The sequence below is a fragment of the Bacillus sp. PSXD-155 genome (assembly GCF_049310765.1).
GTDB classification, from domain to species: Bacteria; Bacillota; Bacilli; order Bacillales; family Bacillaceae_G; genus Bacillus_A; species Bacillus_A cereus.
The window spans coordinates 1-24,981 of record NZ_JBMOWC010000061.1 but is presented as its reverse complement, the minus strand read 5'-3'; the positions used below and the strand labels follow the sequence as shown (position 1 = coordinate 24,981).

Here is a 24,981-nt window from a genome sequence, read left to right as displayed (position 1 = left end):
TTTTGAAGTCTGCATCTTTATTAACAATTTATGCTTCTTTTTAATCACATCCAAATATTGTTAAGATTGAGATGATTCAAGTCGGAGGAAGGCACTTTGAGGTGTCTTTTTTTTATGACCTTTATCATTAACTATTTAATGTTTTTTTAAATGATTACATGACATATTTTTTTTGTACCAAGCTTTGTTGATACAGTTAGACTTATCCGTTAGTGTATTCGTATTATTAGAACATCCTACAGTATTTAGGGAGAATGTGGCCAATAAAAACCATAATATTAATTTCTTCAAATAACCACTTCTAACTCTTTTTTAATTAACATTTTTTAAAATACTTATTAATTTTACATTACATTAAAGGTTGGAAAATATTCTTATACTCATAAATTGTTACGTTTCGGCGAGGAGAGGAATTATGAGTTATAGCAATTTTTAAGATGACTTTGGCCTAGGATGTAATTGCTAAGAAAAGTAATTCAAATCGAAGGGAAAACGTCTTAAGGTGTCTTTTCCTTATTTTCAATTTACTTAGCGATTTTTACCGCACATACCCTTTTTTCTATGGTTTGTTCTTGTAATATTGTCTCTACAAGACAAAAAGAAAACTCCTCTAATTAAGAGGAGTTTTCTTTTTAGCGGTAGTTAATGAACTGTACGTCGATTGGTAAATCAGCGCTACGAACAGCTGCGATTACGGCTTGTAAGTCATCACGGCTTTTCGCTGTAACACGTACTTGATCGTCTTGTACTTGTGTTTTTACTTTTAATTTCATTTCTTTAATGATGTTGTTAATTTTTTTAGCGTTATCTTTATCGATACCTTGTTGAAGTGTTGCACGTTGGCGAACAGTGTTGCCAGTTGCAGCTTCAACTTTTCCGTAATCTAAGTTCTTAATTGGAACGTTACGTTTTACAAGTTTAGAAATTAAAACGTCTTTTACTTGGTCTAATTTGAACTCGTCGTCAGAAGTTAAAACTAGTACTTCTTTTTCTAATTTAATATCACTTTTACTTCCTTTAAAGTCATATCGGTTTTGGATTTCTTTTAATGCGATATTAATTGCGTTTGTTACTTCAGGTAATTCTACTTTCGAAACGATGTCAAAAGAACTATCTTTTGCCATAGTTAGCACCTCCAAATAAATTTCTAATCTTGTTATGTACTGTACATACTAAAGTATAGCTGAAAACGAGTCTAGACTTAAGTGTTTTTGTACTTATATTCATGGAACCTCATTTTATTATAGTGAATTTTGGGCAGTTGGACAAATACAGGAAAAATCATGTTATAATTAACTTTTGTTTGGAATGATAAAAAAGATAATTTTATATATATAGAAGGGAATTAAAAAATATGTATTTGCAAATAGGATCGATTGAACAGGTAACTGTTTTACGCGAAACGGAAATCGGATATATGGTTGGGAATGAAGAAGAAGAAATTTTCCTACATAAAAACGAAGTAGCTGGAGAAATTGAAGAAGGCGATACGATTGATGTATTTTTATACCTTGATCACCAAAATCGTATTTCAGCAACAATGAAGGAACCGATTATTACAACGTATGATTGGAACTGGGTAAAGGTTGTAGAAGTTATTCCTAGTTTAGGTGTGTTTGTTGATATTGGTGTGTCAAAAGATATACTAATTCCAGCTGATGAGTTCCCAATTTATATGCCGGTATGGCCAGAAGTAGGCGACGAATTATATTGTACGTTAAAATTAACGAATCGTGATCGTTTAATTGCTCTTCCGGCAAGAGACAGTGATATGCAAGAAATTATCGTAGATGCAACGCCATCTATGCGTAATAAAAACGTAAATGGACGTGTATATCGTTCGCTTCAAGTTGGTTCATTCATACTAACTGATGAGCATTTCCGTGCTTTCTTACACCATACAGAAAGAAAAGAACAAGTCCGCATCGGTGAGCGTGTAACGGGCCGTATTATTGACGTGAAAGATGATGGTACAATTAACATTTCACTTCTTCCTCGTAAAGAAGAAGGAATGGAAGACGATGCGGCAGTAATTTATGCATATATGGAAGAACGAGGCGGAGCAATGCCGTTTTGGGATAAGAGCCATCCGGAAGATATTAAAGAACGCTTTAACATGAGTAAAGCTGCATTTAAGCGCGCACTTGGTAAATTGATGAAAGAAGAAAAAGTTTACCAAGAAGAAGGTTGGACTTACTTTAAGAAATAAGATAGAAGATTAAAAAGCACAACCTTATGTAAAAAGATAAGGTTGTGCTTTTTTAATTTCCTTGCGGTGAAACAAGAGTAAATGTATCTTTCAAATCACTATCGTTTATTTTAATATTCGCCTTTTTTAATTCCTCTTGTAATAATTTTTGGCTGAATGCAGGATCAGCAGTACGTTCTTCCTCTAAGTTTTTGCGAATAGAGTTTTTTACCTCATCGTAAGGTTTTAGATCTTTTTTATCAGTTAATTTAATAACGTGATAACCGTTTGATGATTTTACGGGATTGCTAATTTGTCCAACATTTAGTTTGTACGCAGCGGTTTCGAATTCAGGAGCCATTGTACCTGAATTGAAGTATCCAAGGTCTCCACCTTTATCTTTTGATAGTAGATCTTGTGATTCTTGTTTTGCTAATTCTTCAAATGAAGCACCAGCATCTAATTTACTCTTTATTTCTTTCGCTTCATTTTCGTCACTTACTAAAATGTGACTCGCTTTAATTTCTGGCTTATAGTGATCTTTTACGTCTTTTTCTGTAATGCTTTTCTTAATCGCTTCATTCATAGCAAGTTTGAACTTAATTTGATTTTTGAAATCCTCTTCATCTTTTAAACGATTGTTTTCTAATACTTTTTTGAATTGATCTCCATATTGTTTTTTTACTTTTTCTACTTCTTTATTTACCTCTTCATCAGGTACTTTATATTTTTTTGTGATGACGTCTTGTGCCATCATTTCGTATAGCATGTCTTTTCCGTAACGATCTTTCAATTGTTTTTCGAAGTCGTCCTTCGTAACAGTCGAGTCTGTTGCTGTGGCGACTGTAGCTGATCCGTTTTTTTGTCCGCAAGCAGATAGCATCAATATACTTATTAGTGCAGTAATAATGAAAATATGTTTCCCTCTCATGCCAACACCTCATCCGAATATGTTATCGCTATTGTAGAATATAGAAGTGAACATGAAGTGAATTTTTAATGTTTTTTTCCTTTAAAATGTAAAAAAGTACATCAACATAATTGTTGATGTACGATGGAATCAAAGGTGATCGGTCTTTTTAGAGTATGCACGTTTACCTTGCTGAATATTTTTTTGCTCTTGCTCATTTTTTTGTGTGCGTTTTGCATTATTATCGCGTGCTTTTTTGTCGTTATCACTCGTATGTGGCATATGTATCAACTCCATTTCTAAACGTTGTACGTTTATCATTTCCTTTTTCGTAAAGACTATGTATAGCGGTGCATTTATGAAGGGTAAAGGTGGATTCGAAATGGATTTGAAGTTGAATTATACTGAACTTATAAAGAAGTTAATCGTTGTAATCATCGCAGGTTTATTAAACGCGATTGGGATGAATTTATTTTTAACGCCAGCGAAAGTGTATGCGAGCGGCTTTGCTGGATTGTCTCAATTATTATCACAAATATTAGGTGATTTTTTATCGATTCACATATCTACGGGAGTATTGTTTAGCTTATTTAATATTCCTGTCGTTATTTTAGCGTGGAAAAAGGTTGGAAAGGCCTTCACCTTTTTTAGTTTTCTTTGTGTTATATTTATGACTTTGTTTCTAGAAATCATCCCTGTTAGAGCGGTTTCGAATGATATCATATTAAATGCGATTTTTGGCGGGATTATTTCGGCAATTGGAGTAGGGATTGCTTTAAAGTGGGGTGCTTCTACAGGTGGATTAGATATTATCGCCATGATTTTATCAAAAATAAAAGATAAGCCTGTCGGTACATACTTTTTCTTTTTTAATGCAATTATCATTATCGCTGCTGGCTATGTATATGGATGGGAAAAAGCGTTATATACGTTAGTGACTTTATATGTATCAACGAGAATTATTGATGCAATTCATACTCGTCATGTAAAGATTACAGCATTAATTGTTACGAAGAATGGGGCGGACGTAAGAAAGGCGATTCACTCGCGATTAGTAAGAGGAATTACAACGATACCAGCAACAGGTGCTTATACGAATGAAAATAAAGAAATGTTAATGATGGTTATTACCCGTTACGAGTTATACGAATTGGAGAGGATTATTAAACAAGTGGACCCAAGTGCATTTACAAATATACTGCAAACAGTTGGGGTGTTCGGATTGTTTCGGAAAGATTAAAGAGGACCAAAGTTGGTCCTCTTTTTTAATGTACATTCGTAATGTTTTGCAATTGCTCTTGCATTTCACGGAGCTGAACTTTTTCAGCAGTTGAAGAGTTTGCGTAAGCGGATTGCAAAGCATTTTTTGCTCTATAGACGAGATCTTGTTGCTCAGTACCACTTGAACAAGATACGGCATTTTCAACAGCATCTCTAGCTTGTTGGAATAGTAAGTTCCCCATTTAAACCCCTCCAAAAGAAGAGTTACTTCTTGCCTTTTCTGCCTCAGCTAATGTACCTCTGTACGGGAATCTTGCATCATGCTTCATAACAGCATCGGCTCCTTGTTGGATAAAACGCTTTGATTTGTTCTTTTTACCCATTCGAAAAACCCCCTTTATTTAGCTGAAAACAATCGACGCGATGTCTCTTGCGTCTACTTATAGTATGGACATTTGGCAGGAAACTATAAGTAGGGAATTTTTAGATTACAACCCAAGAACCTCTTCTAAATATAAAGCAATACCATCTTCTTCGTTCGTTAACGTCGTATGGTTTGCGAGTGATTTTAATTCAGGGATGGCATTCCCCATTGCGATGCCGTGACCAGCAAATTCAATCATTTCAAAATCATTATCTTCGTCACCGAAAGCGATAATTCGCTCTTGTGGAATGTTGTAATGACTAGAAATTTTTTGTAATCCAACCGCTTTATTTAATCCGCTTTTCACAATCTCAATAATCGGCCAAGGTGCGCCCCATTTTCTATGATCGATTACTTCCGCGTGCATATCCGTTAAATGTTGACGAATTGCAGTGGAATGCTCGTCATGTGCATCAATTAATAAGCAAGTTGGATGATCGTTTAAAATATTTAATAAATCTCCCGTAAAAATCTTAGGAGAGCCGAATTCAAAAATATGTTTTTTATCTTCATCAATTTCACGAACATACACATCGTCCATTACTTCCGCGTATATATTTTTTACGCCGAAATCAAAGCAAGCTCGTACAATTTCTTGCGCTGTTGCTAGCTCAAGAGGAGAGTGGTGTGTTCCCCAGCTTGAATCAAGAGGATGATGTACGTAAGCACCGTTAAAGTTTACGATAGGTGTGTTAAGAGCAAGTTCTTTATAGTAATCATAACTAGCACGGAATGGACGTCCTGTTGAAATAATAACAATATGTCCCTGTTCCTTTGCTTTTGCAATTGTATGTTTCGTTCGAGTGGAAATTATTTTGTTGTCTGTTAATAAAGTACCGTCTAAGTCTAATGCGATTAAATGTTGTTTGTTCATAATTTCACCTCTTATAATAATTTTTTTGTATCTATCTGTATTTCCGTTTTTAATATGCAGAAATAAGAGGTTAGACTCGGTGAAATCACCATAGATGGAAATTTCACTATATATCCATCTTACGTCTCAAAGTGCTGCGATGTCTACTATTTATCGTTGGAAATTAAGAAAAGTCAACATCTTTTTAGAAAGTTCAAACAATGTTTCTTTCATTATGTACAAATTGTGAAAAGGGTTACATTGCTCGTGTGATGAGGCATATAATGAACATGTAATCTTCTCGTATATGTTTGACTCTCCTTTGAAACTAGCCTAGAGTAGGTTGGTTTCTTTTTTTTTCTACAAGTAGGAAAGAAATCCCTGCTTACGCTTGTATCATTCATATATATGTACAAGGACGAGATGTAGTACTGTTTCCTAAACATGACAGAAAACCTTTCTTTTAAAATGGATATACTAATGAGGCAAAGACGTCATGGAAGGAGAATGAAAATGGGACAAAATCGCAGGTTTCGTTCTGGACAAAAAGCGCCGAATGATGGTATTTATGTAGAAATTGGTGAAACGGGAAGTATGGTGAAAAATCCGCAAATGGTACAATTAACTGCCGGTGAAAAGTTTCCAGATAATACGAATCATAACCGTCAGTGGACATATAAAAGAAAACCGTAACAGAAGCCGCAATCGTTATTGCGGCTTTTTTGTCGTTACACATTATAATTTCATTTACCGTATTTTTAAAACAATATAATGAATGCTTCCTTTTTCTTTTTCCAATAATAAGTTTGAAAATACATAGGCAAAATTATTGTATAAAAAAGTCAGTTGGCGTATAATCAAATCAAAGGTCAAAGAAAGTCAAAGTTTTGGAGGGCTGTAAAGATGGACTTAAATCAAATGACAACAAAAACACAAGAGGCGATTATGAGTGCCCAATCTTTAGCGGTATCTCATCATCACCAAGAGGTGGATACTGTTCATCTATTACTTGCATTATTAGAAGAGCAAGATGGATTAGCGGTACGTATATTTCAAAAAATGAATGTTGATATAGAAGCGTTAAAGCAAGGCGCTGAAAGCTTAATTAAAAAGAAACCTTCTGTAACGGGAAGCGGTGCAGAAGTTGGAAAATTGTATGTAACGAGCGCTCTGCAACAACTGCTTGTAAGAGCAGGGAAAGAAGCAGAAAAACTGCAGGATGATTACATTTCAGTAGAACATGTATTACTTGCTTTTTCTGAAGAAAAAGGCGATATAAATCAATTATTTACAACATTGCATATTACGAAAGATAACTTATTACAGTCTTTAATGACAGTTCGGGGGAATCAAAGAGTGACTAGTCAAAATCCAGAAGCAACTTATGAAGCGTTAGAAAAATATGGCCGTGATTTAGTGGCAGAAGTGAGAGCCGGGAAAATTGATCCTGTAATCGGCCGAGATAGTGAAATTCGACGCGTAATCCGTATTCTTTCACGTAAAACGAAAAACAATCCTGTTTTAATTGGGGAGCCAGGTGTTGGTAAAACAGCAATCGTTGAAGGATTAGCACAGCGTATTGTGAAAAAGGATGTACCTGAAGGATTGAAAGATAGAACGATTTTTGCGTTAGATATGAGTGCGCTCGTAGCAGGTGCGAAATTCCGTGGTGAGTTCGAAGAGCGTCTGCAAGCTGTATTAAATGAAATTAAAAAGAGTGAAGGCCGCATTTTATTATTCATTGATGAACTTCATACAATCGTTGGAGCTGGTAAAACAGAAGGTGCGATGGATGCAGGAAATATGTTAAAACCGATGCTTGCTCGTGGTGAACTGCATTGTATCGGGGCGACAACATTAGATGAATATCGTAAATATATTGAAAAAGATCCAGCACTAGAAAGACGTTTCCAACAAGTATTAGCAGAAGAACCAACTGTTGAAGATACGATTTCCATATTACGTGGATTAAAAGAACGCTTTGAAATTTATCACGGTGTAAATATTCATGACCGTGCGATTGTAGCAGCGTCAGTTTTATCAGATCGATATATTTCAGATCGCTTCTTACCGGATAAAGCGATTGACCTTGTTGATGAAGCGTGCGCAACAATTCGTACAGAAATCGATTCTATGCCGACAGAATTAGATGAAGTAACGCGTCGTATTATGCAGCTGGAAATTGAAGAAGCGGCTCTTGGAAAAGAAACGGATCGTGGTAGCCAAGAGCGTCTAAAAACATTGCAACGTGAATTATCGGATTTAAAAGAAGTTGCAAGTGGTATGAGAGCGAAATGGGAGAAAGAAAAAGAAGACATTCACAAAGTTCGTGACTTACGTGAACATTTAGAACGTCTGCGCCGTGAATTAGAAGAAGCAGAAGGTAATTACGATTTAAATAAAGCAGCCGAACTTCGTCACGGGAAAATTCCTGCAATCGAAAAAGAATTAAAAGAAGCGGAAGAAATGGGCGCGCATAATAAACAAGAAAATCGTTTATTACGTGAGGAAGTAAGTGAAGAAGAAATTGCAGATATTGTTTCACGCTGGACTGGTATTCCTGTTGCTAAACTTGTTGAAGGCGAACGTGAGAAATTACTACGCTTAGAGCAAATCTTATCAGAGCGTGTCATCGGACAAGAGGAAGCAGTAAGCCTAGTATCAGACGCGGTTCTTCGTGCACGCGCTGGTATTAAAGACCCGAATCGTCCAATTGGTTCCTTCATTTTCTTAGGCCCTACGGGTGTTGGTAAAACAGAACTTGCAAAAACGTTAGCGCAGTCTTTATTCGATAGTGAAGAGCAAATGATTCGTATTGACATGTCTGAGTATATGGAGAAACACGCTGTGTCACGCTTAATTGGTGCGCCTCCTGGATATGTAGGATATGAAGAGGGCGGTCAATTAACAGAAGCGGTAAGACGTAAACCATATTCAGTTATTTTGTTAGACGAAATCGAAAAAGCACATCCAGAAGTATTCAACATTTTATTACAAATGTTAGATGATGGACGCATTACAGATTCACAAGGAAGAACAGTAGACTTTAAAAACACAGTTATTATTATGACTTCAAATATTGGATCTGCTCATTTACTAGAGGGATTAGAAGAAGATGGTTCGATTAAAGAGGAATCAAGAGACCTTGTAATGGGGCAATTAAGAGGACATTTCCGCCCTGAATTTTTAAACCGTGTTGATGAAATTATTTTATTCAAACCTCTTACAACGAATGAAATTAAAGGCATTGTTGATAAAATTGTAAAAGAACTACAAGGCCGTCTAGCTGACCGTCACATTACAGTAGAATTAACAGATGCAGCAAAAGAATTTGTTGTAGAAGCTGGTTTCGACCCAATGTACGGAGCTCGTCCATTAAAACGATACGTACAACGTCAAGTGGAAACGAAATTAGCAAGAGAATTAATTGCAGGAACAATTACAGATAATAGTCACGTAGTTGTTGATGTAGAAAATAACGAATTAGTCGTTCATGTGAAATGAAAATAAAAAAGAGTTCGGATAAAATCCGGACTCTTTTTTTAGTGTTGTTCTACTGGCTCGTTTGGAATTGCAGCTGAAATTGCGAGTACTAATACAGCAAGAACAACTGAGAAAATAGACGCTTGGTTAAAGTCGTATGTACCGCCAGTCATAGAGCCAATTACGTAGCTCATCATATGTACAAGTAAGAACGACCAAATTAATGCCCAAATGAAACGCATATTTTACACCTCTATTCGTTCAATCTGTCCTTATTGTAACACAATTGAAAAAAGAATATAGAAAAATATTTGTAGATTTTTCAACGCAAATTTGCATTCCGTTCATACATTATAAAAGAGTGGTTTTATATGTTTAGAAAATAAGGCGGGGGAAAAATGAGTATTACGGAACGTTTTTTTTACTTAGAAAAAGAACCATGTGTCATTTATTTACCGGAGAAGCCAAATGGATTTTCTGTTATGCTCCTCGGTGATTATAACTACTTTATTGAGAATGGTACAAGTTTATGGACACAACATGCGGGTAAATCTTATTTCTTACATGGTCTTATTGAGCAAGGCTACACGGTCTTTTCCTCTAATTTATACGGAAGACATTGGGGGAACGATCAATCTGTTCGTCTGGCAAAGCGTTTATATGATGTTGTTTTGAGAAAAGAGACGTTAAATGCGAAGATGCACATTATGGCAGATGGTATGGGAGCGCTTGTGGCACTTGAAATGATGAACAAATATCCTGAATGTATTCGTTCTGTTGTTATGTTAAATCCGTGTTTAGATTTACCAGAATATGTGGGTTTTGAGAAAGAGCATAAGTTTTTTTACAAGAGACTCGTGAAGGAATTAAGTTTGGCGTATGATGCCAAAGAAGAAGAATTAGATTTAAAAATAAATAAGAAATCATTTACGCTTCTTCCATCTTGTGTACCTGTTAAAATTTTCGTATCAACACAAGAAAAAAGAGGAAGAAAACAGCAGTTGCGGAGATATGAGAAAATGAGGCAATTAAATCAATGTGATACTTCTGTCTTATTCCATCTGCAAGATGTGAAATATAAAATGGTTAGGCAAACGACCGATTTCTTTAAAAAATATGAAGAAGAATTGTGAAGCTCCGATATACATAAATGAGGAGCTATTTGTTTCAAAGGGAAAGGGTTGGTGGTATGGAACGCGTGCTGATAATAGGTGCACTTACGTTTGTAGGTTATCACCTTGTGAATAAAATGATCGCAGAAGAAGTAGAAGTGTATGGTCTTGATTTTGATGAATTCGATAGTATGACCAAAATTAATGAAGAGAAGTTATTGTTAATTGGGCGAAATGCGTTATTTACGTATTATTCGATAAGAGATGAAGATGGATGGAGATCGGTAGAGGAAGAGAGATTCGATACTGTCTACTTTTGCTTATATGAGCCAAATCAGCAATGTGGATTTCGGAATGAAAGAGTCATATTACAATATTTAAAGCGAATTATAAGAATGTGTGAAGAACAAAAAGTGAAGTTAAATTTAATTTCTTCTATTGAAGTAAGTAGTACAGGTGAATCCGAAAATAAGCGACTATTTTTGAAAGTAGAAGAAGGGTTGAAAAAAGGGAATTTAAAATATAGTGTATTTCGAGTTCCTACATTATATGGACCGTGGCAACCATCCTTTATGATGTATCATCAGCTCATTTTATCAGAATTAGACGAGAAAGAGTGCCGTTGTACGAGTGAGGAAAAAGGAAGTGATTTACTTTACATTGAAGATGTATGTGAATACTTATGGGAAAATGGAACGAACGGGGCGCATCTTGGTATATACAATTTACTTAGTGGTAAACAGTCATTATGGGAAAAAGGTATGAATCTTTTACGCGCGGATGATAAAGTAAATAAAAATAATAATGAAATAAGAGATGAGGCTATCGAGGTAATTTCGATAAAAAGAAATACCCCGTTAGAATACGGTTTAAATAAGCAACTGGCACACATGAAAAAATATAAAGAGTTATACGAAGAGTAGCACGCGTGTTACACTATTGTATGTGAAAGTTTTAATGGAGAGGAAGAGTATAATATGAACGAAAAAAGCATGCAGTTTTTACAAATCGCAATGAAGCATTTACCGGAAGCAAAGGCAATTTTAGATGATAATGGAATTGCACTTGATATGGAGAAAGCACAGCCGGTGTTAGAGTTGTTAATGAAAGTTATGAACGAAGCTTATGAGCTTGGGAAAGCAGATAAAGAATAAAATCCTTCTTTTTTGATGGAGGAGAGGCTCGAATCGTGAGTAGAAGCGGTTCGGGCCTTTTTATTTGGAATGAAACACGAAAAGGTATGATTCTGTTTCTTTTAATGAAAAATAAAGTGGATAATGCGTTAGCTTTCTGTTTTATGCGAAATATATTCTAGACAAAAATACATTTATGTTTTAAAATTAGTACCAAGTCATAATAATTGATATAAAACGGAGGGCTGCGATGTGAACGTGGGCATTTTAGGGATCGGAAGATATGTGCCAGAAAAAGTAGTCACAAATCACGATTTAGAAAAAATAATGGATACATCCGATGAATGGATTCGTACGAGAACGGGAATTGCAGAAAGACGCATTGCCGATGATACAATAGATACTTCATATATGGCCGTAGAGGCTGCAAAAAAAGCACTTGAAGATGCAGGGGTTAGCGGAGAAGATATCGATCTTATTTTAGTGGCGACAGTAACACCAGATCGTGCGTTTCCAGCAGTAGCTTGTGTCATTCAAGAAGCGATTGGAGCGAAACATGCAGCTGCAATGGATGTAGGTGCAGCATGCGCTGGTTTTATGTACGGAATGATTACAGCGCAGCAATTTATTCAAACGGGGACTTATAAAAACGTATTAGTAGTTGGTAGTGATAAGCTATCTAAAATTGTAGACTGGAATGATCGAAATACAGCGGTATTATTTGGAGACGGAGCCGGTGCTATCGTAATGGGAGCAGTTTCAGAAGGAAGAGGCGTTCTATCTTTCGAATTAGGAGCAGACGGAAGCGGCGGTAAGCATCTATATCAAGACGAGTATGTTATGATGAATGGCAGAGAAGTCTTTAAATTTGCCGTTCGTCAACTTGGTGAATCTTGTCTTCGCGTGCTGGATAAGGCTGGTCTTACAAAAGAGGATGTAGATTTCTTAGTACCGCATCAAGCGAATATTCGTATTATGGAATCTGCAAGAGAGAGGTTAAATTTACCACAAGAAAAAATGAGTATGACAATTAAGAAGTTCGGTAATACATCAGCTTCTTCAATTCCGATTGCAATGGTAGAGGAATTGCAAAACGGACGTATTCAAGACGGTGATTTAATTATACTTGTTGGTTTTGGCGGTGGATTAACATGGGGAGCAGTTGCTCTTCGTTGGGGTAAATAAGGACTGAGAGAAAAAAAGGAGTGTATTTTGTATGGAAAAAAAGAGGGTCGTAATTACAGGACTAGGAGCTGTTACACCGGTCGGAACAGATGTTGAAACAGCATGGGAAAACATTAAAAAGGGTGTATCTGGAATCGGGCGACTTACAAGAATTGATCCAGAACTATTTCCAGCAAAAGTAGCAGCGGAAATTAACGACTTTGAAGTCGAGAAATATATTGATAAAAAAGAAGCGCGCCGTATGGATCGCTTTACACAATATGCAGTAGCAGCAGCGAAAATGGCAGTTGCAGATGCAAAGCTTGAAATTACAGAAGAAAACGGACCTCGAATTGGTGTATGGATTGGATCTGGTATTGGCGGTATGGAAACATACGAAGAACAATTTAAGATTTTTACTGAGAAAGGCCCACGCCGCGTGAGCCCATTCTTCGTGCCGATGATGATTCCAGATATGGCAGCAGGTCAAGTATCAATCGCAACAGGAGCAAAAGGAATTAACACTTGTTCTGTAACGGCTTGTGCATCTGGTGCAAACTCAATTGGTGATGCATTTAAAGCAATTCAGCGTGGTGATGCTGATGCAATGATTACAGGCGGAGCAGAAGCGCCGCTAACAAGTATGGCATTCGCAGGATTTAGCTCAGCGAAAGCATTAACATTTAATGAAGACCCAGCAACGGCTTGCCGTCCGTTTGATAAAAACCGTAGCGGTTTCGTAATGGGTGAAGGTTCAGGTATTTTAATTCTTGAAGAATTAGAGCACGCATTAGCTCGTGGTGCTCACATTTACGCGGAAATCGCTGGTTACGGTGCAACTGGTGATGCATTCCATATTACAATGCCTGCTCCTGGTGGTGAAGGCGGAGTGCGTGCAATGCGTCAAGCTTTAGCTGATGCAGGCCTACAGCCAGAAGATATTGATTACATTAATGCGCATGGTACAAGTACGGATGCGAATGAAAAATATGAAACGATGGCAATTAAAGAAACTTTCGGTGAGCACGCGTATAAAGTAGCAATTAGCTCAACGAAATCAATGACAGGTCACTTATTAGGAGCAGCTGGTGCTGTTGAAGCGATTTTCTCTATTAAATCAATTACAGACGGAGTAATTCCTCCAACAATTAACTATGAGACACCAGATCCAGAATGTGACTTAGATTACGTACCGAATCAAGCGAGACATCAAGAAGTTAATGCAGTATTAAGTAACTCATTAGGATTCGGTGGTCATAACGCAGTGTTAGTATTTAAATCGTATAAATAATAGATAAAATAAGGAGTTTTTCCGCATTATATTGCGAAAAAACTCCTTATTTATTTTTACGTCTTTTTCTCCTGTAGCATATACATAAGAAAAAGGAGGGATAAAGATGGGGATTGTTGAAACAGCTGAATGGCTACATTTATATTATGGACGGCCAGAGAAACTTTGTGAGAAATTTACGAAGTATATTCCGTTGCCAAAAGAAAGGTTGTATCGCTTTTTAATTTCAAAAGGGATGTATCGCCCGATCATGCGCGGGGAAAAGGAAATTAAAGAATTAGAGGAAAAGGAAATTTGGAAAGAGTTGAGCCTGGAGTATGATAAATTGAAAAATTGGTTGAAAGGTCCGGATGTCCCTGTCTTTATTTTATTATCAGATTCCTATAATCGAACTGTGCAAGAAGAGTATAACGGTAGGGCTGGATTATCTATGCGTCATGTTATTTTCTTATTCGTATGTGGACGGAATTCGGTAGAAGAATTAAAAGTGTTATTGGCGCATGAATACCATCACATATGCAGGTTACATCAAATTGAGACGAAAGAAACAGAATATACATTACTTGATACAATGATTATGGAAGGGCTAGCTGAGCAAGCAGTAACAGAAAGGTATACAGAAAAAAATAATGCACCGTGGACGGCGTATCTTTCAAAAGAAGAGGCTATTTATTATTGGAAAAATGTTGTACATGAAAGAATAAGTATAAAACGAGGAACAAGGGAACATGACATCTTATTAAATGGCTTTCACTCTTATCCGAAGATGCTTGGCTATGCGCTTGGATTTCATATTGTCAAAGATTGTGTAACTTTGGAAGGAGAAGATACACTTTCTTTATTATCTATAGATGCAAAAGAAATATTGAATAAAGCAAATACATTTCATATATAAAAAAACAGGGGCTCTATTTCCTGTTTTTTTTAGTATTAATAGAAGAAAAAATAATAATTAGAATATATTTCCTCAAGTGGAATAAAGTTAAGCAAAAATGAACATAATGATTGGTACAAACAGTAGTGAAGTGAGGGGTAGTGAATGTTATATCTACATGATGTATGGGTAAATTGGTTTGAAGGTGAAGAGAATGGGTATAACGTTTGTCATTTTTACGAATGGCGGAAAGATGATACGATTGAGCTATTAGATCAAGTGCCATTATTAAAAGTAGATGCCACATTATATCATTACATCGAGAACGAATTGTTAGAGCTTCCGCAAAAAATGCTGGAAGACGTACATCATAAGGCTTATATTCGTAAAAATCATGAACGTTTGCAGCAAGAGTATTGCTTTGTTGTTACAGATGGAAAAGGAATTATTGCGATTGACACAATTGGTTACAATGTACCAATTCGCAAAAGCAGACTTATACCACGCCAAGAGCAGATGGTATATGAGATGGTAGAAAACGTACAAGCAGAAAAGTATGAGTTCCAAGTAGAAGAAACAGAAAAAGAACATCACATTTTATCACCATCGCCTTTCATTATGAATGGCTTGACTCGTAAAGAAAGACAGCTAAAACAATTATTATTTATGGCGTTAGATCAATTACATACAACGAAAAATACAGCAGAGATTCGCTATTGGTACACAGAGTGGAATCCATCAGCATATGGAACGGTTCAACATATGGAGTTCGAGGATATTTGGGCTAGACTGTATGATGAAGCGAAAGCTGGTTGGTCTGAGAAACACGAACAATTATGCGAGCGTCTCGTAAAAGGACAGCCATTTTTTGAAAAGTTATGGGAAATGGAAAATGAGCAAAAGGTAAATTAAAAAACCGCCAATTGGCGGTTTTTTAATTTTGTAGTAATCTAGTTCCAGCGGCAAGAATGTTCGGTGGCTTCGCGCCTTCCTGCGAGGCAAAAAGCGCCTCTACGTCAGGAGCTTCATCCCCCTCACATTCTAAACTAGCCGCCTCCGCTTTATATGTTACCTACGTTTTCTGCTTAGTCCCATTGCGTTTTCTACTTTGCGTAGTTGTTTGAATGCAACGCGGTTTGCTTTTTCTGCACCTTTGTCTAGAATTTCGTCTAGTTCTGGTGAGTTGATTAGTTCGTTATATTTGTCTTGGATTGGACGAATTGCTTCTACGACTACTTGCGCTAGGTTGCCTTTGAAGTCGCCGTATCCTTTTCCTTCGTACATTGCTTCAATTTCTTCAACTGTTTTTCCAGAGAATGAAGAGTAGATTGTTAATAAGTTAGAGATACCAGGTTTGTTTTCTTTATCAAATTTCACAATACCTTCAGAGTCAGTAACAGCACTCTTAATTTTCTTTTCAATTGTTTTTGGCTCATCAAGCATACTAATCATTGATTTTGGATTCGGATCAGATTTGCTCATTTTTTTCGTAGGTTCTGTTAATGACATAACGCGAGCTCCTACTTTTGGAATACGAATTTCAGGCATTGTAAAGATTTCACGGTAACGTTTGTTGAAACGCTCTGCTAGGTCACGTGTTAATTCGATATGTTGCTTTTGATCATCACCAACCGGCACGATTTCAGTATTGTAAAGTAAAATATCAGCAGCCATTAATGGTGGATACGTAAGTAATCCAGCTGGAACTGAATCTCTACCAGAAGCTTTATCTTTATATTGCGTCATACGCTCTAATTCTCCAACGTAAGCAACAGATTGCATGATCCAACCTAGTTGAGCGTGTGCTGGTACTTCTGATTGTACAAATAAAGTAGCTTTTTCAGGGTCAATGCCACATGCCACATAAAGTGCAGCAAGACTGCGGATGTTTTTACGAAGTTGTACGGGATCTTGAGGTACTGTAATCGCATGTTGGTTTACAATACAGAAATAACAGTCGTGTTCATTTTGAAGCTCTGTAAACTGCTTCATGGCTCCTAAATAGTTTCCAAGTGTAATCGTTCCACTTGGCTGAATACCAGAAAAGATAACTGACATAAGTAATTCCTCCTAAAATTGAATGCGTGATGGGGGAAGAGAAGGCAAACAAAAAAGCCCATTCATCCCAAAAACTATAGGGACGAATGGACCGCGGTACCACCCTAATTATTTCACCACTGTGAAATCTCTCTAATCCATAATAACGTTTGGATATAACGCCAAAGCCTACTAATTTCGGTTCGGTTTGGTGCTCAAAAGCCCATTCCATACTGTACAATTACTTGTTCACACCGACCACAAGCTCTCTGAAATTGCCTCAATATGTACTCTTCTTTATCATCGCATACATATAAATTTATTTATTGTTACTTGAGCTCTTTTAATATGAAAGAACTAAAGTTTTATAACAAAATGTTTTGCTGATTATTATATCATATGGGATAGTGTTTGCAAACTACATCAAAATAGTAAAGCTAATAAGGGTCGAGAACAACCCAAGAACGATACCTGTAATACAAATTGGATATGTCCATTTGAATGAATATGTTTTATAAATACGTTCTTTCTTATCTGTAGGTTCCTCGACTTCTTCAATTAAAGAGTCGATCTTTTTATTCGTACCAAATACTCTTTGGAATGCGTAAATGGTTACATTGAAAAAACCATTTTGAAATATGTATAAAAAACCGCCGATAAGAATAAAAAACAGTGCAATATAAAACAAGATGTTGACAAAATTCAACAAAAATTGCGATGAAATGAGGAATGCGCCAATACTAGAAGCGATTATCGCTATGAAAATTAGTATACAAGTATGAAAAAAAACTTTATTCAAAATGTTCCCCCCCGTCAAAATATTACTAGAATTATTATACTATAAAAGCTATAATATGTACTAGAATTAATTTTTTGAAAATTATACGCAATTAAAGGTCTGATTTCAAGATGATGGTATCAATGTTAACGTATCCCTTTACAAAAAAATAAAAATATAAACATTTTATTAAAAATTTTAACAAAAAAACAAAAAACTATATTCACAATTGTTATATTATATGTATAATGAAAATTGTAGAAACTTGGAGATTATTCTTTCAATTCTACTTTTTAACAAGTGAGGGTACAGGAAGTGCAATTAGGGGAGGCAACACAACATGAAGAAAAAGATACCGTTATTACTTGCATCGACTTTAACTGCAAGTATGTTGCTGGGTGCGTGTAGCTACCAAAAAGATGACGCAAAAGCAAAAGGGAAAGAAAACACTACGAGTAGTAGTAACGGAAAGCAGGTTCTTAATTTAACAGAGTTATCTGAAATTCCGTCAATGGATGCATCGCTAGCATCTGACTCTGCATCTTCTACAGCATTAAATAATACGATGGAAGGTTTATATCGTATCGGCAAAGATCAAAAGAGAGTGCCTGGAATTGCAGAAGATGTTCAAAAGCTAGATGACGGAAAGAAATACATATTTAAATTAAGAAAAGATGCAAAATGGTCGAATGGGGAGCCTGTAACAGCAAAAGACTTTGTGTATTCATGGAAAAGAGCAGTAAATCCAGATACAAAAGCGACGTATTCGTACATTATGTTTGATATTAAAAATGCAGAGAAAATTCATAAAAAAGAATTACATGCTGACCAATTAGGTGTAAAAGCGATTGATGATTATACATTAGAAGTGGAATTAGACAATCCCGTTCCTTATTTTGTTGATTTAACAGTTTATCCGGTATTTTACCCACTAAATGAAAACTTTGTAAAAGCACAAGGTGATAAGTTTGGGTTAGAGGCAAATACAACATTATATAATGGGCCATTTGTTATGAGTGATTGGAAACATGAGCAAAGCTTCCAGTTTAAGAAGAACCCATCATATTGGGATAATAAAACGGTTAAAATCGAAGAGATTAACTTTAATATTGTAAAAAATACGTCAACTGATGTAAATTTATATGAGACAAACTCGATTGATCGTGCGGCTCTAACTTCAGAATTTGTTGATAAGTTTAGACAAAGCTCAGAATTCCACACAAGAAAAGAAGCAGGGGTTGCTTACCTAAGATTTAATCAAAGTAATCAATACTTAAGTAATAAAAACTTAAGAAAAGCAATTTCAATGTCCTTTGATCGTGATAACATTGCGAAAGTTATTTTAAATAATGGTGCGATTGGAGCTTATGGATTTGTTGGAAAAGATTTCGCTGAAGGTCCGAATAAAAAAGATTTCCGAGCTGAAAATGGAAAGCTAGTTGAAACGAATCCAAAAGAAGCGAAAAAGCTTTGGGAAACAGCGAAGAAAGAGCTTGGCACTGATAAAATCGAACTAGAATTCTTAAACTTTGATAATGAAGATGCAAAAAAGGTTGGTGAATTCTTAAAAGGTGAGATGGAAAAAAACTTACCTGGTTTATCAATTAAAATTAAACAGCAGCCATTTGCACAAAAAAATAAATTAGAAGATTCTCAGCAATATGATATTGCGTTTGGTATTTGGGGCCCAGATTTCCCAGATCCAATCTCATATTTAGATATGTTTGTTACAAATGGTTCTCAAAATAAAACAGGGTATTCTAATCAGAAATATGATGAGTTAATTCTAAAAGCTAAAACAGATACAAAAGATTTACAAGCACGCTGGAACAACCTTTTAGAAGTAGAGAAGATGTTAATTAAAGAGGATGCAGTTATCACTCCAATCTTCCAAAAAGGTTCAGCATATATAGTAAAAGATGCTGTAAAAGATATTATACCAATCAACTATGGTGGTAGATTAACTTACAAATGGGCATCTGTTGAACAAAAATAATCTTTTTTTCCATCGTTTACAGGGGTATATGCCTATGATGGGCATATGCTCTTATTTTAAAAAAATAAAAGTAAGAATATTTTAAACTATCTTATTGCTTTTGAGAAAAACGGGGAGGTGCTTGACTATGGGACGTTATGTATTAAAACGTTTCGTGTACATGGCTTTGACATTATTTTTAATTACTACGCTGACTTTCTTTTTGATGAAATTACTTCCGGGTTCTCCGCTTAAAAACCAGGAGAAGCTATCACCGGCACAAAAAGAAATCATTCTGGAAAAATATGGTTTAAATGATCCGGTACCAGTTCAATACGCACGTTACTTAGGTAACTTAGCAAAAGGTGATTTAGGGGTATCATTCCAATATGATAACCGTCCAGTAACAGATATGATTGTGGATCGCATTGGACCATCAGCACAGCTTGGTTTACAAGCGATTATATTAGGAACATTTATCGGTTTAATTTTAGGAATCGTTGCGGCACTTCGTAACAATACATGGGTCGATTATGGAGCGACAATTATTTCCGTACTCGGGATGTCGGTACCATCATTCGTATTCGCCGCTTTACTACAATATTTCGTAGGGGTAAAACTTGGTTGGTTCCCAGTAGCGTTCTGGAAAGGACCAGAGTTTACAGTAATGCCTACAATTGCTTTATCGATGGCAGTTATTGCAACAATCGCACGTTTCGCTCGTGCCGAGTTAATTGAAGTTATGCAAGCCGATTACATTTTAACAGCAAAAGCGAAAGGGATTAGCCAAGGTGTTATCATTATCAAACACGCACTTCGTAACGCGTTAATTCCAGTAGTAACAATTTTAGGACCAATGGTTGCAGGTTTAATCACAGGTACATTAGTTATTGAGCAAATTTATGCTGTACCAGGACTAGGGGAACAGTTCGTTAAATCTATTACAGTGAATGACTATACAGTTATTATGGGAACTACAATTTTCTATAGTGCAATCTTCATTTTAGTTATTTTCATTGTCGATATTTTATACGGAATTATTGATCCTCGAATTCGTTTAGCGGGAGGGAAAAAGTGATGAAAGATGTACAAAAATTATCTCCAGATTTATTTCAACAAGCCAATCAAAATAATGTGGATAATGAAGTCATTGCCCGTCCAAGCTTAACGTTTTGGCAAGATGTAAGAAGACGTTTGTTCCAACATAAAGGCGCGATGTTTGGTTTCGTATTATTAAGCCTTATTATATTACTAGCAATTTTTGGACCGATGGTAAGTAAACACTCGTATAAAGAGCAAGATTTAGGTCGTGCGAAAATGCCACCGAAAATTCCTGTTATTGAAAATGTTCATTGGTTACCATTTGACGGTACAGATCAATATGGTGTTGACCAATATGAAAAACGTGATATTAAAGAGTATTTCTGGTTTGGTACAGATGATCTTGGTCGTGATTTATGGACAAGAACATGGGAAGGTACACGAGTATCATTATATATCGCTCTTTTAGCAGCAGCAATTGACTTAGTAATTGGGGTTGCATACGGAGGTATTTCAGCGTTTTATGGCGGCAGAGTAGATAATATTATGCAACGTATTATGGAGATTATTAACGGTATTCCATACTTAATCATCGTTATCTTAATGGTAATCATTATGGGATCTGGTATATGGTCAATTACACTCGCAATGGCAATTACAGGTTGGATAGGGATGTCGCGTATCGTTCGTGGACAAATCCTGAAATTAAAAAACCAAGAATATGTGTTAGCATCTCGTACATTAGGTGCAACAAATACACAATTAATTGTAAAACACTTAATCCCGAACGTAATGGGACCAATTATCGTAATGACAATGTTTACAATTCCAACGGCGGTGTTTGGTGAGGCGTTCTTAAGCTTCATCGGTTTAGGTATTCAGCCACCATTCGCGTCACTTGGTTCTCTTGTAAATGACGGTTATAAATCTATTCAAACGTATCCGCATATGATGTTCATCCCTGCGGTTGTCATCAGTATATTAATTTTAGCGTTTAACTTAATGGCAGACGGATTACGCGATGCGTTAGATCCAAAAATGCGTAAGTAAAAGAGGGGAGAGGCAAAGATGAAAACATTGTTAGAGGTAAAAGATTTACAAGTCTCCTTTGATACACATGCAGGTGAAGTACAAGCTGTACGCGGCGTTACTTTTGATTTGAAAAAAGGAGAGACATTGGCGATTGTAGGAGAATCTGGTTCAGGGAAATCAGTTACTTCTAAAGCGTTAATGGGATTAATTCCGAATCCTCCTGGACGCATTAAAAATGGTGAGATTGTATTTGAAGGTCGTGACTTAACGAAATTAACAGAAAAAGAAATGCAGCAAGTACGTGGTAAAGATATCGCGATGATTTTCCAAGATCCAATGACATCATTAAACCCAACGATGACAATTGGAAATCAAATTATGGAAGGCCTTATTAAACACCAAGGGATGAGTAAAGCAGATGCACGTAAAGTTGCTTTAGAATTAATCGACCTTGTAGGTATTCCAAATCCAGAAGCTCGTTTAAAACAATATCCTCACCAATTCTCAGGTGGTATGAGACAGCGTGTAGTTATTGCGATGGCGTTAGCTTGTAACCCGAAATTATTAATTGCCGATGAGCCGACAACAGCGCTAGACGTTACGATTCAGGCACAAATTTTAGAACTTATGAAAGACATTCAGCAAAAAACAGAAGCGGCAATTATTTTCATTACGCATGACTTAGGTGTAGTAGCAAACGTTGCTGACCGAGTGGCAGTTATGTACGCTGGTAAAGTTGTTGAAATTGGAACTGTAGATGAAATTTTCTATAATCCGAAACATCCATATACTTGGGGCTTAATCGCATCTATGCCAAGTTTAGATGGCTCAGAGGAAGAGTTATATGCAATTCCTGGAACGCCTCCGGATTTATTAAAGCCGCCAAAGGGTGATGCTTTTGCACCACGTAACCCACAGGCACTAAAAATTGATTTTGAAATGGACCCACCTTTATTTAAAGTAAGTGATACACACTATGCGGCAACTTGGTTACTTCACGAGCAAGCTCCAGAAGTAAAACCGCCGGCAGTCGTTGAAAAACGTATTCTTCAAATGAAAGCAGGTGAACAACATGACTAAACAACGTGAGAAATTAATTGAAGTAAAAAATGTAAAGCAGCACTTCGACGTGAGTGGTGGTGTTGTCAAAGCGGTTAATGATATTTCATTTGATATTTACCGCGGAGAAACATTTGGTCTTGTAGGAGAATCAGGTTGTGGTAAATCAACAACTGGAAGAACGATTATTCGTTTATATGATGCAACTGCTGGTGAAGTATTGTTCGATGGTGAAAACGTACATGGTAAGAAATCACGCGCAGAATTGAAGAAATTCAACCGTAAAATGCAAATGATTTTCCAAGATCCATACGCATCATTAAATCCTCGTATGACAGTAGGGGATATTATCGCAGAAGGTATTGATATTCACGGATTAGCGAAAAGTAAAAAAGAGCGCATGGACCGTGTTCATGAACTATTAAACACAGTTGGTTTAAATAAAGAGCACGCAAACCGTTTCCCGCACGAATTCTCAGGTGGACAACGTCAGCGTATCGGTATCGCTCGAGCGCTTGCTGTAGAACCAGAATTTATCATTGCGGATGAGCCGATCTCAGCACTTGACGTATCGATTCAGGCGCAAGTTGTAAACTTACTGAAAAAGCTACAAAAAGAAAAAGGTTTAACATACTTATTCATTGCCCATGATTTATCAATGGTAAAATACATTAGTGACCGCATCGGTGTAATGTACCGTGGTCAAATCGTTGAGCTAACAACAAGTGAAGAGTTATATGCGAATCCAGTTCATCCATATACGAAATCACTATTATCAGCAATTCCGCTACCAGATCCAGATTATGAGCGCAATCGTAAACGTATCGTATACGATCCATCGCAGCATGATTACGGTAGCGAAGTGCCAACAATGCGTGAAATTCGCCCAGGACATTTCGTACTATGTTCTGAAGCAGAGTATAAGAAATATAAAGAGATTTATCAATAATAAAAAAAGCCATTCTTCCATTATGAAGTGACCCCCGAAAGTTAGACAGGTCGTTTCATTAGGCAGCCTCTAGGGTATGAGCCCGGTATTGTACTGGGCTCATACCCTTTAATTTTGCCTTAATTCTTTTATGATTATAGTATTCTATATACTTTGCTAATTCTTGTTTGAAATGTGTTATACTTTCAAATTCTTTTCGATACAGAAATTCCGATTTCATGATACCGAAGAAATTTTCAATAACGGCATTGTCATAACAGTTTCCTTTGCGAGACATACTTTGAGTTATGCCACAATTCTTAAGAGAATGACGGTATTGTTTCATTTGATAGTGCCAACCTTGATCAGAGTGAATGAGGAGTTTATCCGGATCGGTTACACAATAAAGGGCTTGGTCCAACATCGTTGAAACAAGGGAATAGGTCGGTCTGGAACTAATTGTATACGTGATAATTTCACCATTAAATAAATCCAACATTGGTGATAGGTATAACTTCTCCCCAAATAACTTAAACTCCGTAATATCTGTAACCCACTTTTCATTTGGTTTTTCAGCTTGGAAGTTGCGATTTAAAATATTTGGCGCAATTTTCCCAACTGTCCCTTTGTAAGAGCGATATTTTTTCATACGAACCAGACATTTTAACCCTAATTCTTTCATAAGGCGATATACTTTTTTATGATTTACTTTGTGTCCACGATTCATAAGTTCATCACGAATACGACGATAACCATAACACCCATCGTGTTCATTATAAATAGCTTGAATCAGTTCTTTTACCTCCGCATTTGGATCAGGACGATTAAAATGTTTCATCCAGTAATAGTACGTACTACGTGGAATGTTTGCGAGTTGAAGTAACTCCTTGATAGGAAATTCATGCCTTAACTCGTAGATTACTTGCGCTTTGTCTTGTTTGGTGATTTTTCTTTGTTTTGAACTAAGGCATTCAACTTTTTTAAATATGCATTTTCCATACGTAAACGCTCATTTTCCGCTTGTAAGGCTTCGATTGATCCTTCATCTACTGGTTTTATTTTTTTATCTTTCATGGTTGGATGCCCCTTTTTCTTTGATTGTAGGGCATCCAATCCTCCTGTTTCATAAGCTATTTTCCATTTCCGAAGTGTTTCATAAGACGGTATATTGAAAAGTGCCGCTGTTTCTCTGATAGATGTCCCGTGTTCATTCATATAATAAAGTACATCTAGTTTATACTGGGCTGGGTAGAATGTATAGCACTTTTCAAAGGCCTTTTCACCTGAAGACTCATATCGTCTAATCCACTCACGAAGTACGCTAGGGTTAACTCCTATAGATTTAGCAATTATTTTTCCACTTTCTGTACCATCTAAATATCGTTTCACCGCTTGGATTTTTTCTTTTGAAGAAAATTTAGCCATAAAAAATGCACCTCCAATTGTTAGACTGTGTCTAACAATTGGGGTGCACTTCA

26 protein-coding genes and 1 other annotated feature are annotated in these 24,981 nt (G+C 36.3%); of the genes, 16 read left to right on the top strand and 10 right to left on the bottom strand.

Features of this window, described 5'->3' with window-relative positions; translation table 11 throughout:
* Positions 1-632: 632 nt before the first annotated feature.
* Complete coding sequence (locus ACO6VI_RS29295; protein WP_001040146.1) at positions 633-1,124, bottom strand: YajQ family cyclic di-GMP-binding protein; 492 nt, start codon at positions 1,122-1,124, stop codon at positions 633-635.
* Between the two features lie 230 nt (positions 1,125-1,354).
* On the opposite strand from ACO6VI_RS29295, the gene ACO6VI_RS29290 reads away from it, so the two are divergent.
* Positions 1,355-2,209 carry a CvfB family protein gene (locus tag ACO6VI_RS29290; RefSeq protein WP_000281259.1) on the top strand — a complete coding sequence of 285 codons (855 nt, stop codon included), beginning with the start codon at positions 1,355-1,357 and terminating at the stop codon, positions 2,207-2,209.
* 52 nt (positions 2,210-2,261) lie between these two features.
* Here ACO6VI_RS29290 and prsA read toward each other — a convergent pair whose 3' ends face one another.
* Together prsA and ACO6VI_RS29280 are read right to left on the bottom strand one after the other, a co-directional pair.
* Positions 2,262-3,119, bottom strand: coding sequence for a peptidylprolyl isomerase PrsA (gene prsA, locus ACO6VI_RS29285; protein ID WP_063546784.1), 858 nt, complete (start codon positions 3,117-3,119; stop codon positions 2,262-2,264).
* 129 nt (positions 3,120-3,248) lie between these two features.
* The gene (locus ACO6VI_RS29280; RefSeq protein ID WP_001120851.1) at positions 3,249-3,380 is read right to left on the bottom strand and encodes a DUF3941 domain-containing protein; all 132 of its coding nucleotides are present in this window, start codon (positions 3,378-3,380) and stop codon (positions 3,249-3,251) included.
* Between the two features lie 100 nt (positions 3,381-3,480).
* Between ACO6VI_RS29280 and ACO6VI_RS29275 the strand changes: the two genes are divergently transcribed.
* Entirely contained in the window at positions 3,481-4,338 is an 858-nt protein-coding gene (locus tag ACO6VI_RS29275) for a YitT family protein (protein ID WP_016082482.1), read from the top strand.
* Between the two features lie 25 nt (positions 4,339-4,363).
* Here ACO6VI_RS29275 and ACO6VI_RS29270 read toward each other — a convergent pair whose 3' ends face one another.
* From ACO6VI_RS29270 to ACO6VI_RS29260, 3 genes are all read right to left on the bottom strand, one after another.
* Complete coding sequence (locus ACO6VI_RS29270; RefSeq protein WP_000527408.1) at positions 4,364-4,561, bottom strand: DUF3813 domain-containing protein; 198 nt, start codon at positions 4,559-4,561, stop codon at positions 4,364-4,366.
* On the bottom strand, positions 4,562-4,702 hold the full coding sequence (locus ACO6VI_RS29265; protein WP_000516816.1) for a hypothetical protein: 141 nt from the start codon (positions 4,700-4,702) through the stop codon (positions 4,562-4,564).
* Between the two features lie 105 nt (positions 4,703-4,807).
* A complete protein-coding gene (locus ACO6VI_RS29260) occupies positions 4,808-5,617 on the bottom strand; it encodes a Cof-type HAD-IIB family hydrolase (RefSeq protein ID WP_063546786.1) in 810 nt (269 codons plus the stop codon).
* A 492-nt stretch (positions 5,618-6,109) separates the two neighbouring features.
* Here ACO6VI_RS29260 and ACO6VI_RS29255 point away from each other — a divergent pair, with 492 nt between their 5' ends.
* Together ACO6VI_RS29255 and clpB are read left to right on the top strand one after the other, a co-directional pair.
* Complete coding sequence (locus tag ACO6VI_RS29255; RefSeq protein WP_000531422.1) at positions 6,110-6,289, top strand: YjzC family protein; 180 nt, start codon at positions 6,110-6,112, stop codon at positions 6,287-6,289.
* Positions 6,290-6,499: 210 nt separating this feature from the next.
* Positions 6,500-9,100, top strand: a complete 2,601-nt coding sequence (gene clpB, locus ACO6VI_RS29250; RefSeq protein ID WP_161520139.1) for an ATP-dependent chaperone ClpB — start codon at positions 6,500-6,502, stop codon at positions 9,098-9,100.
* Positions 9,101-9,138: 38 nt separating this feature from the next.
* On the opposite strand, the gene ACO6VI_RS29245 is transcribed toward clpB, so the two are convergent.
* The gene (locus ACO6VI_RS29245) at positions 9,139-9,321 is read right to left on the bottom strand and encodes a YjzD family protein (protein WP_001211116.1); all 183 of its coding nucleotides are present in this window, start codon (positions 9,319-9,321) and stop codon (positions 9,139-9,141) included.
* Positions 9,322-9,477: 156 nt separating this feature from the next.
* Between ACO6VI_RS29245 and ACO6VI_RS29240 the strand changes: the two genes are divergently transcribed.
* The 7 genes from ACO6VI_RS29240 to ACO6VI_RS29210 all read left to right on the top strand — a co-directional run bounded on the left by ACO6VI_RS29240 (position 9,478) and on the right by ACO6VI_RS29210 (position 15,565).
* Positions 9,478-10,212 (top strand): hydrolase, encoded by a 735-nt coding sequence (locus tag ACO6VI_RS29240; RefSeq protein ID WP_000028688.1) that lies wholly within the window; start codon positions 9,478-9,480, stop codon positions 10,210-10,212.
* A 29-nt stretch (positions 10,213-10,241) separates the two neighbouring features.
* Complete coding sequence (locus ACO6VI_RS29235; RefSeq protein WP_000487723.1) at positions 10,242-11,114, top strand: NAD-dependent epimerase/dehydratase family protein; 873 nt, start codon at positions 10,242-10,244, stop codon at positions 11,112-11,114.
* Positions 11,115-11,168: 54 nt separating this feature from the next.
* The gene (locus tag ACO6VI_RS29230; RefSeq protein WP_001986215.1) at positions 11,169-11,345 is read left to right on the top strand and encodes a ComZ family protein; all 177 of its coding nucleotides are present in this window, start codon (positions 11,169-11,171) and stop codon (positions 11,343-11,345) included.
* A 231-nt stretch (positions 11,346-11,576) separates the two neighbouring features.
* Entirely contained in the window at positions 11,577-12,509 is a 933-nt protein-coding gene (gene fabH / locus ACO6VI_RS29225) for a beta-ketoacyl-ACP synthase III (RefSeq protein WP_161520140.1), read from the top strand.
* A gap of 31 nt (positions 12,510-12,540) precedes the next feature.
* A complete protein-coding gene (gene fabF, locus ACO6VI_RS29220) occupies positions 12,541-13,779 on the top strand; it encodes a beta-ketoacyl-ACP synthase II (protein ID WP_000412656.1) in 1,239 nt (412 codons plus the stop codon).
* Positions 13,780-13,885: 106 nt separating this feature from the next.
* Complete coding sequence (locus ACO6VI_RS29215; RefSeq protein WP_071731607.1) at positions 13,886-14,674, top strand: DUF2268 domain-containing protein; 789 nt, start codon at positions 13,886-13,888, stop codon at positions 14,672-14,674.
* A 144-nt stretch (positions 14,675-14,818) separates the two neighbouring features.
* Positions 14,819-15,565, top strand: a complete 747-nt coding sequence (locus tag ACO6VI_RS29210; protein WP_161520141.1) for a YjbA family protein — start codon at positions 14,819-14,821, stop codon at positions 15,563-15,565.
* Positions 15,566-15,721: 156 nt separating this feature from the next.
* Here ACO6VI_RS29210 and trpS read toward each other — a convergent pair whose 3' ends face one another.
* Complete coding sequence (trpS, locus tag ACO6VI_RS29205) at positions 15,722-16,711, bottom strand: tryptophan--tRNA ligase (protein WP_161520142.1); 990 nt, start codon at positions 16,709-16,711, stop codon at positions 15,722-15,724.
* A 75-nt stretch (positions 16,712-16,786) separates the two neighbouring features.
* Positions 16,787-17,003 (bottom strand) — a binding site (T-box leader).
* 105 nt (positions 17,004-17,108) lie between these two features.
* Positions 17,109-17,489 carry a DUF3899 domain-containing protein gene (locus ACO6VI_RS29200; RefSeq protein ID WP_001044985.1) on the bottom strand — a complete coding sequence of 127 codons (381 nt, stop codon included), beginning with the start codon at positions 17,487-17,489 and terminating at the stop codon, positions 17,109-17,111.
* A 319-nt stretch (positions 17,490-17,808) separates the two neighbouring features.
* Between ACO6VI_RS29200 and ACO6VI_RS29195 the strand changes: the two genes are divergently transcribed.
* The 5 genes from ACO6VI_RS29195 (at position 17,809) to ACO6VI_RS29175 (ending at position 23,524) form a co-directional block, all read left to right on the top strand.
* Complete coding sequence (locus ACO6VI_RS29195) at positions 17,809-19,464, top strand: peptide ABC transporter substrate-binding protein (protein WP_161520143.1); 1,656 nt, start codon at positions 17,809-17,811, stop codon at positions 19,462-19,464.
* A 127-nt stretch (positions 19,465-19,591) separates the two neighbouring features.
* Complete coding sequence (gene opp3b / locus ACO6VI_RS29190) at positions 19,592-20,521, top strand: oligopeptide ABC transporter permease (RefSeq protein WP_000534165.1); 930 nt, start codon at positions 19,592-19,594, stop codon at positions 20,519-20,521.
* A complete protein-coding gene (gene opp3C / locus ACO6VI_RS29185) occupies positions 20,518-21,534 on the top strand; it encodes an oligopeptide ABC transporter permease (protein WP_000974098.1) in 1,017 nt (338 codons plus the stop codon). Before opp3b ends, opp3C begins: the two co-directional genes overlap by 4 nt.
* A gap of 18 nt (positions 21,535-21,552) precedes the next feature.
* On the top strand, positions 21,553-22,596 hold the full coding sequence (locus tag ACO6VI_RS29180; protein WP_000854346.1) for an ABC transporter ATP-binding protein: 1,044 nt from the start codon (positions 21,553-21,555) through the stop codon (positions 22,594-22,596).
* Positions 22,589-23,524, top strand: coding sequence for an ABC transporter ATP-binding protein (locus tag ACO6VI_RS29175; RefSeq protein ID WP_016082471.1), 936 nt, complete (start codon positions 22,589-22,591; stop codon positions 23,522-23,524). Before ACO6VI_RS29180 ends, ACO6VI_RS29175 begins: the two co-directional genes overlap by 8 nt.
* Positions 23,525-23,582: 58 nt before the next feature.
* On the opposite strand, the gene ACO6VI_RS29170 is transcribed toward ACO6VI_RS29175, so the two are convergent.
* A protein-coding gene (locus ACO6VI_RS29170) for an IS3-like element ISBth10 family transposase (protein WP_098840180.1) occupies positions 23,583-24,928 on the bottom strand; the annotation gives its coding sequence in 2 pieces (ribosomal slippage) (positions 23,583-24,487 and positions 24,487-24,928; 1,347 coding nt in all).
* Between the last annotated feature and the right edge of the window lie 53 nt (positions 24,929-24,981).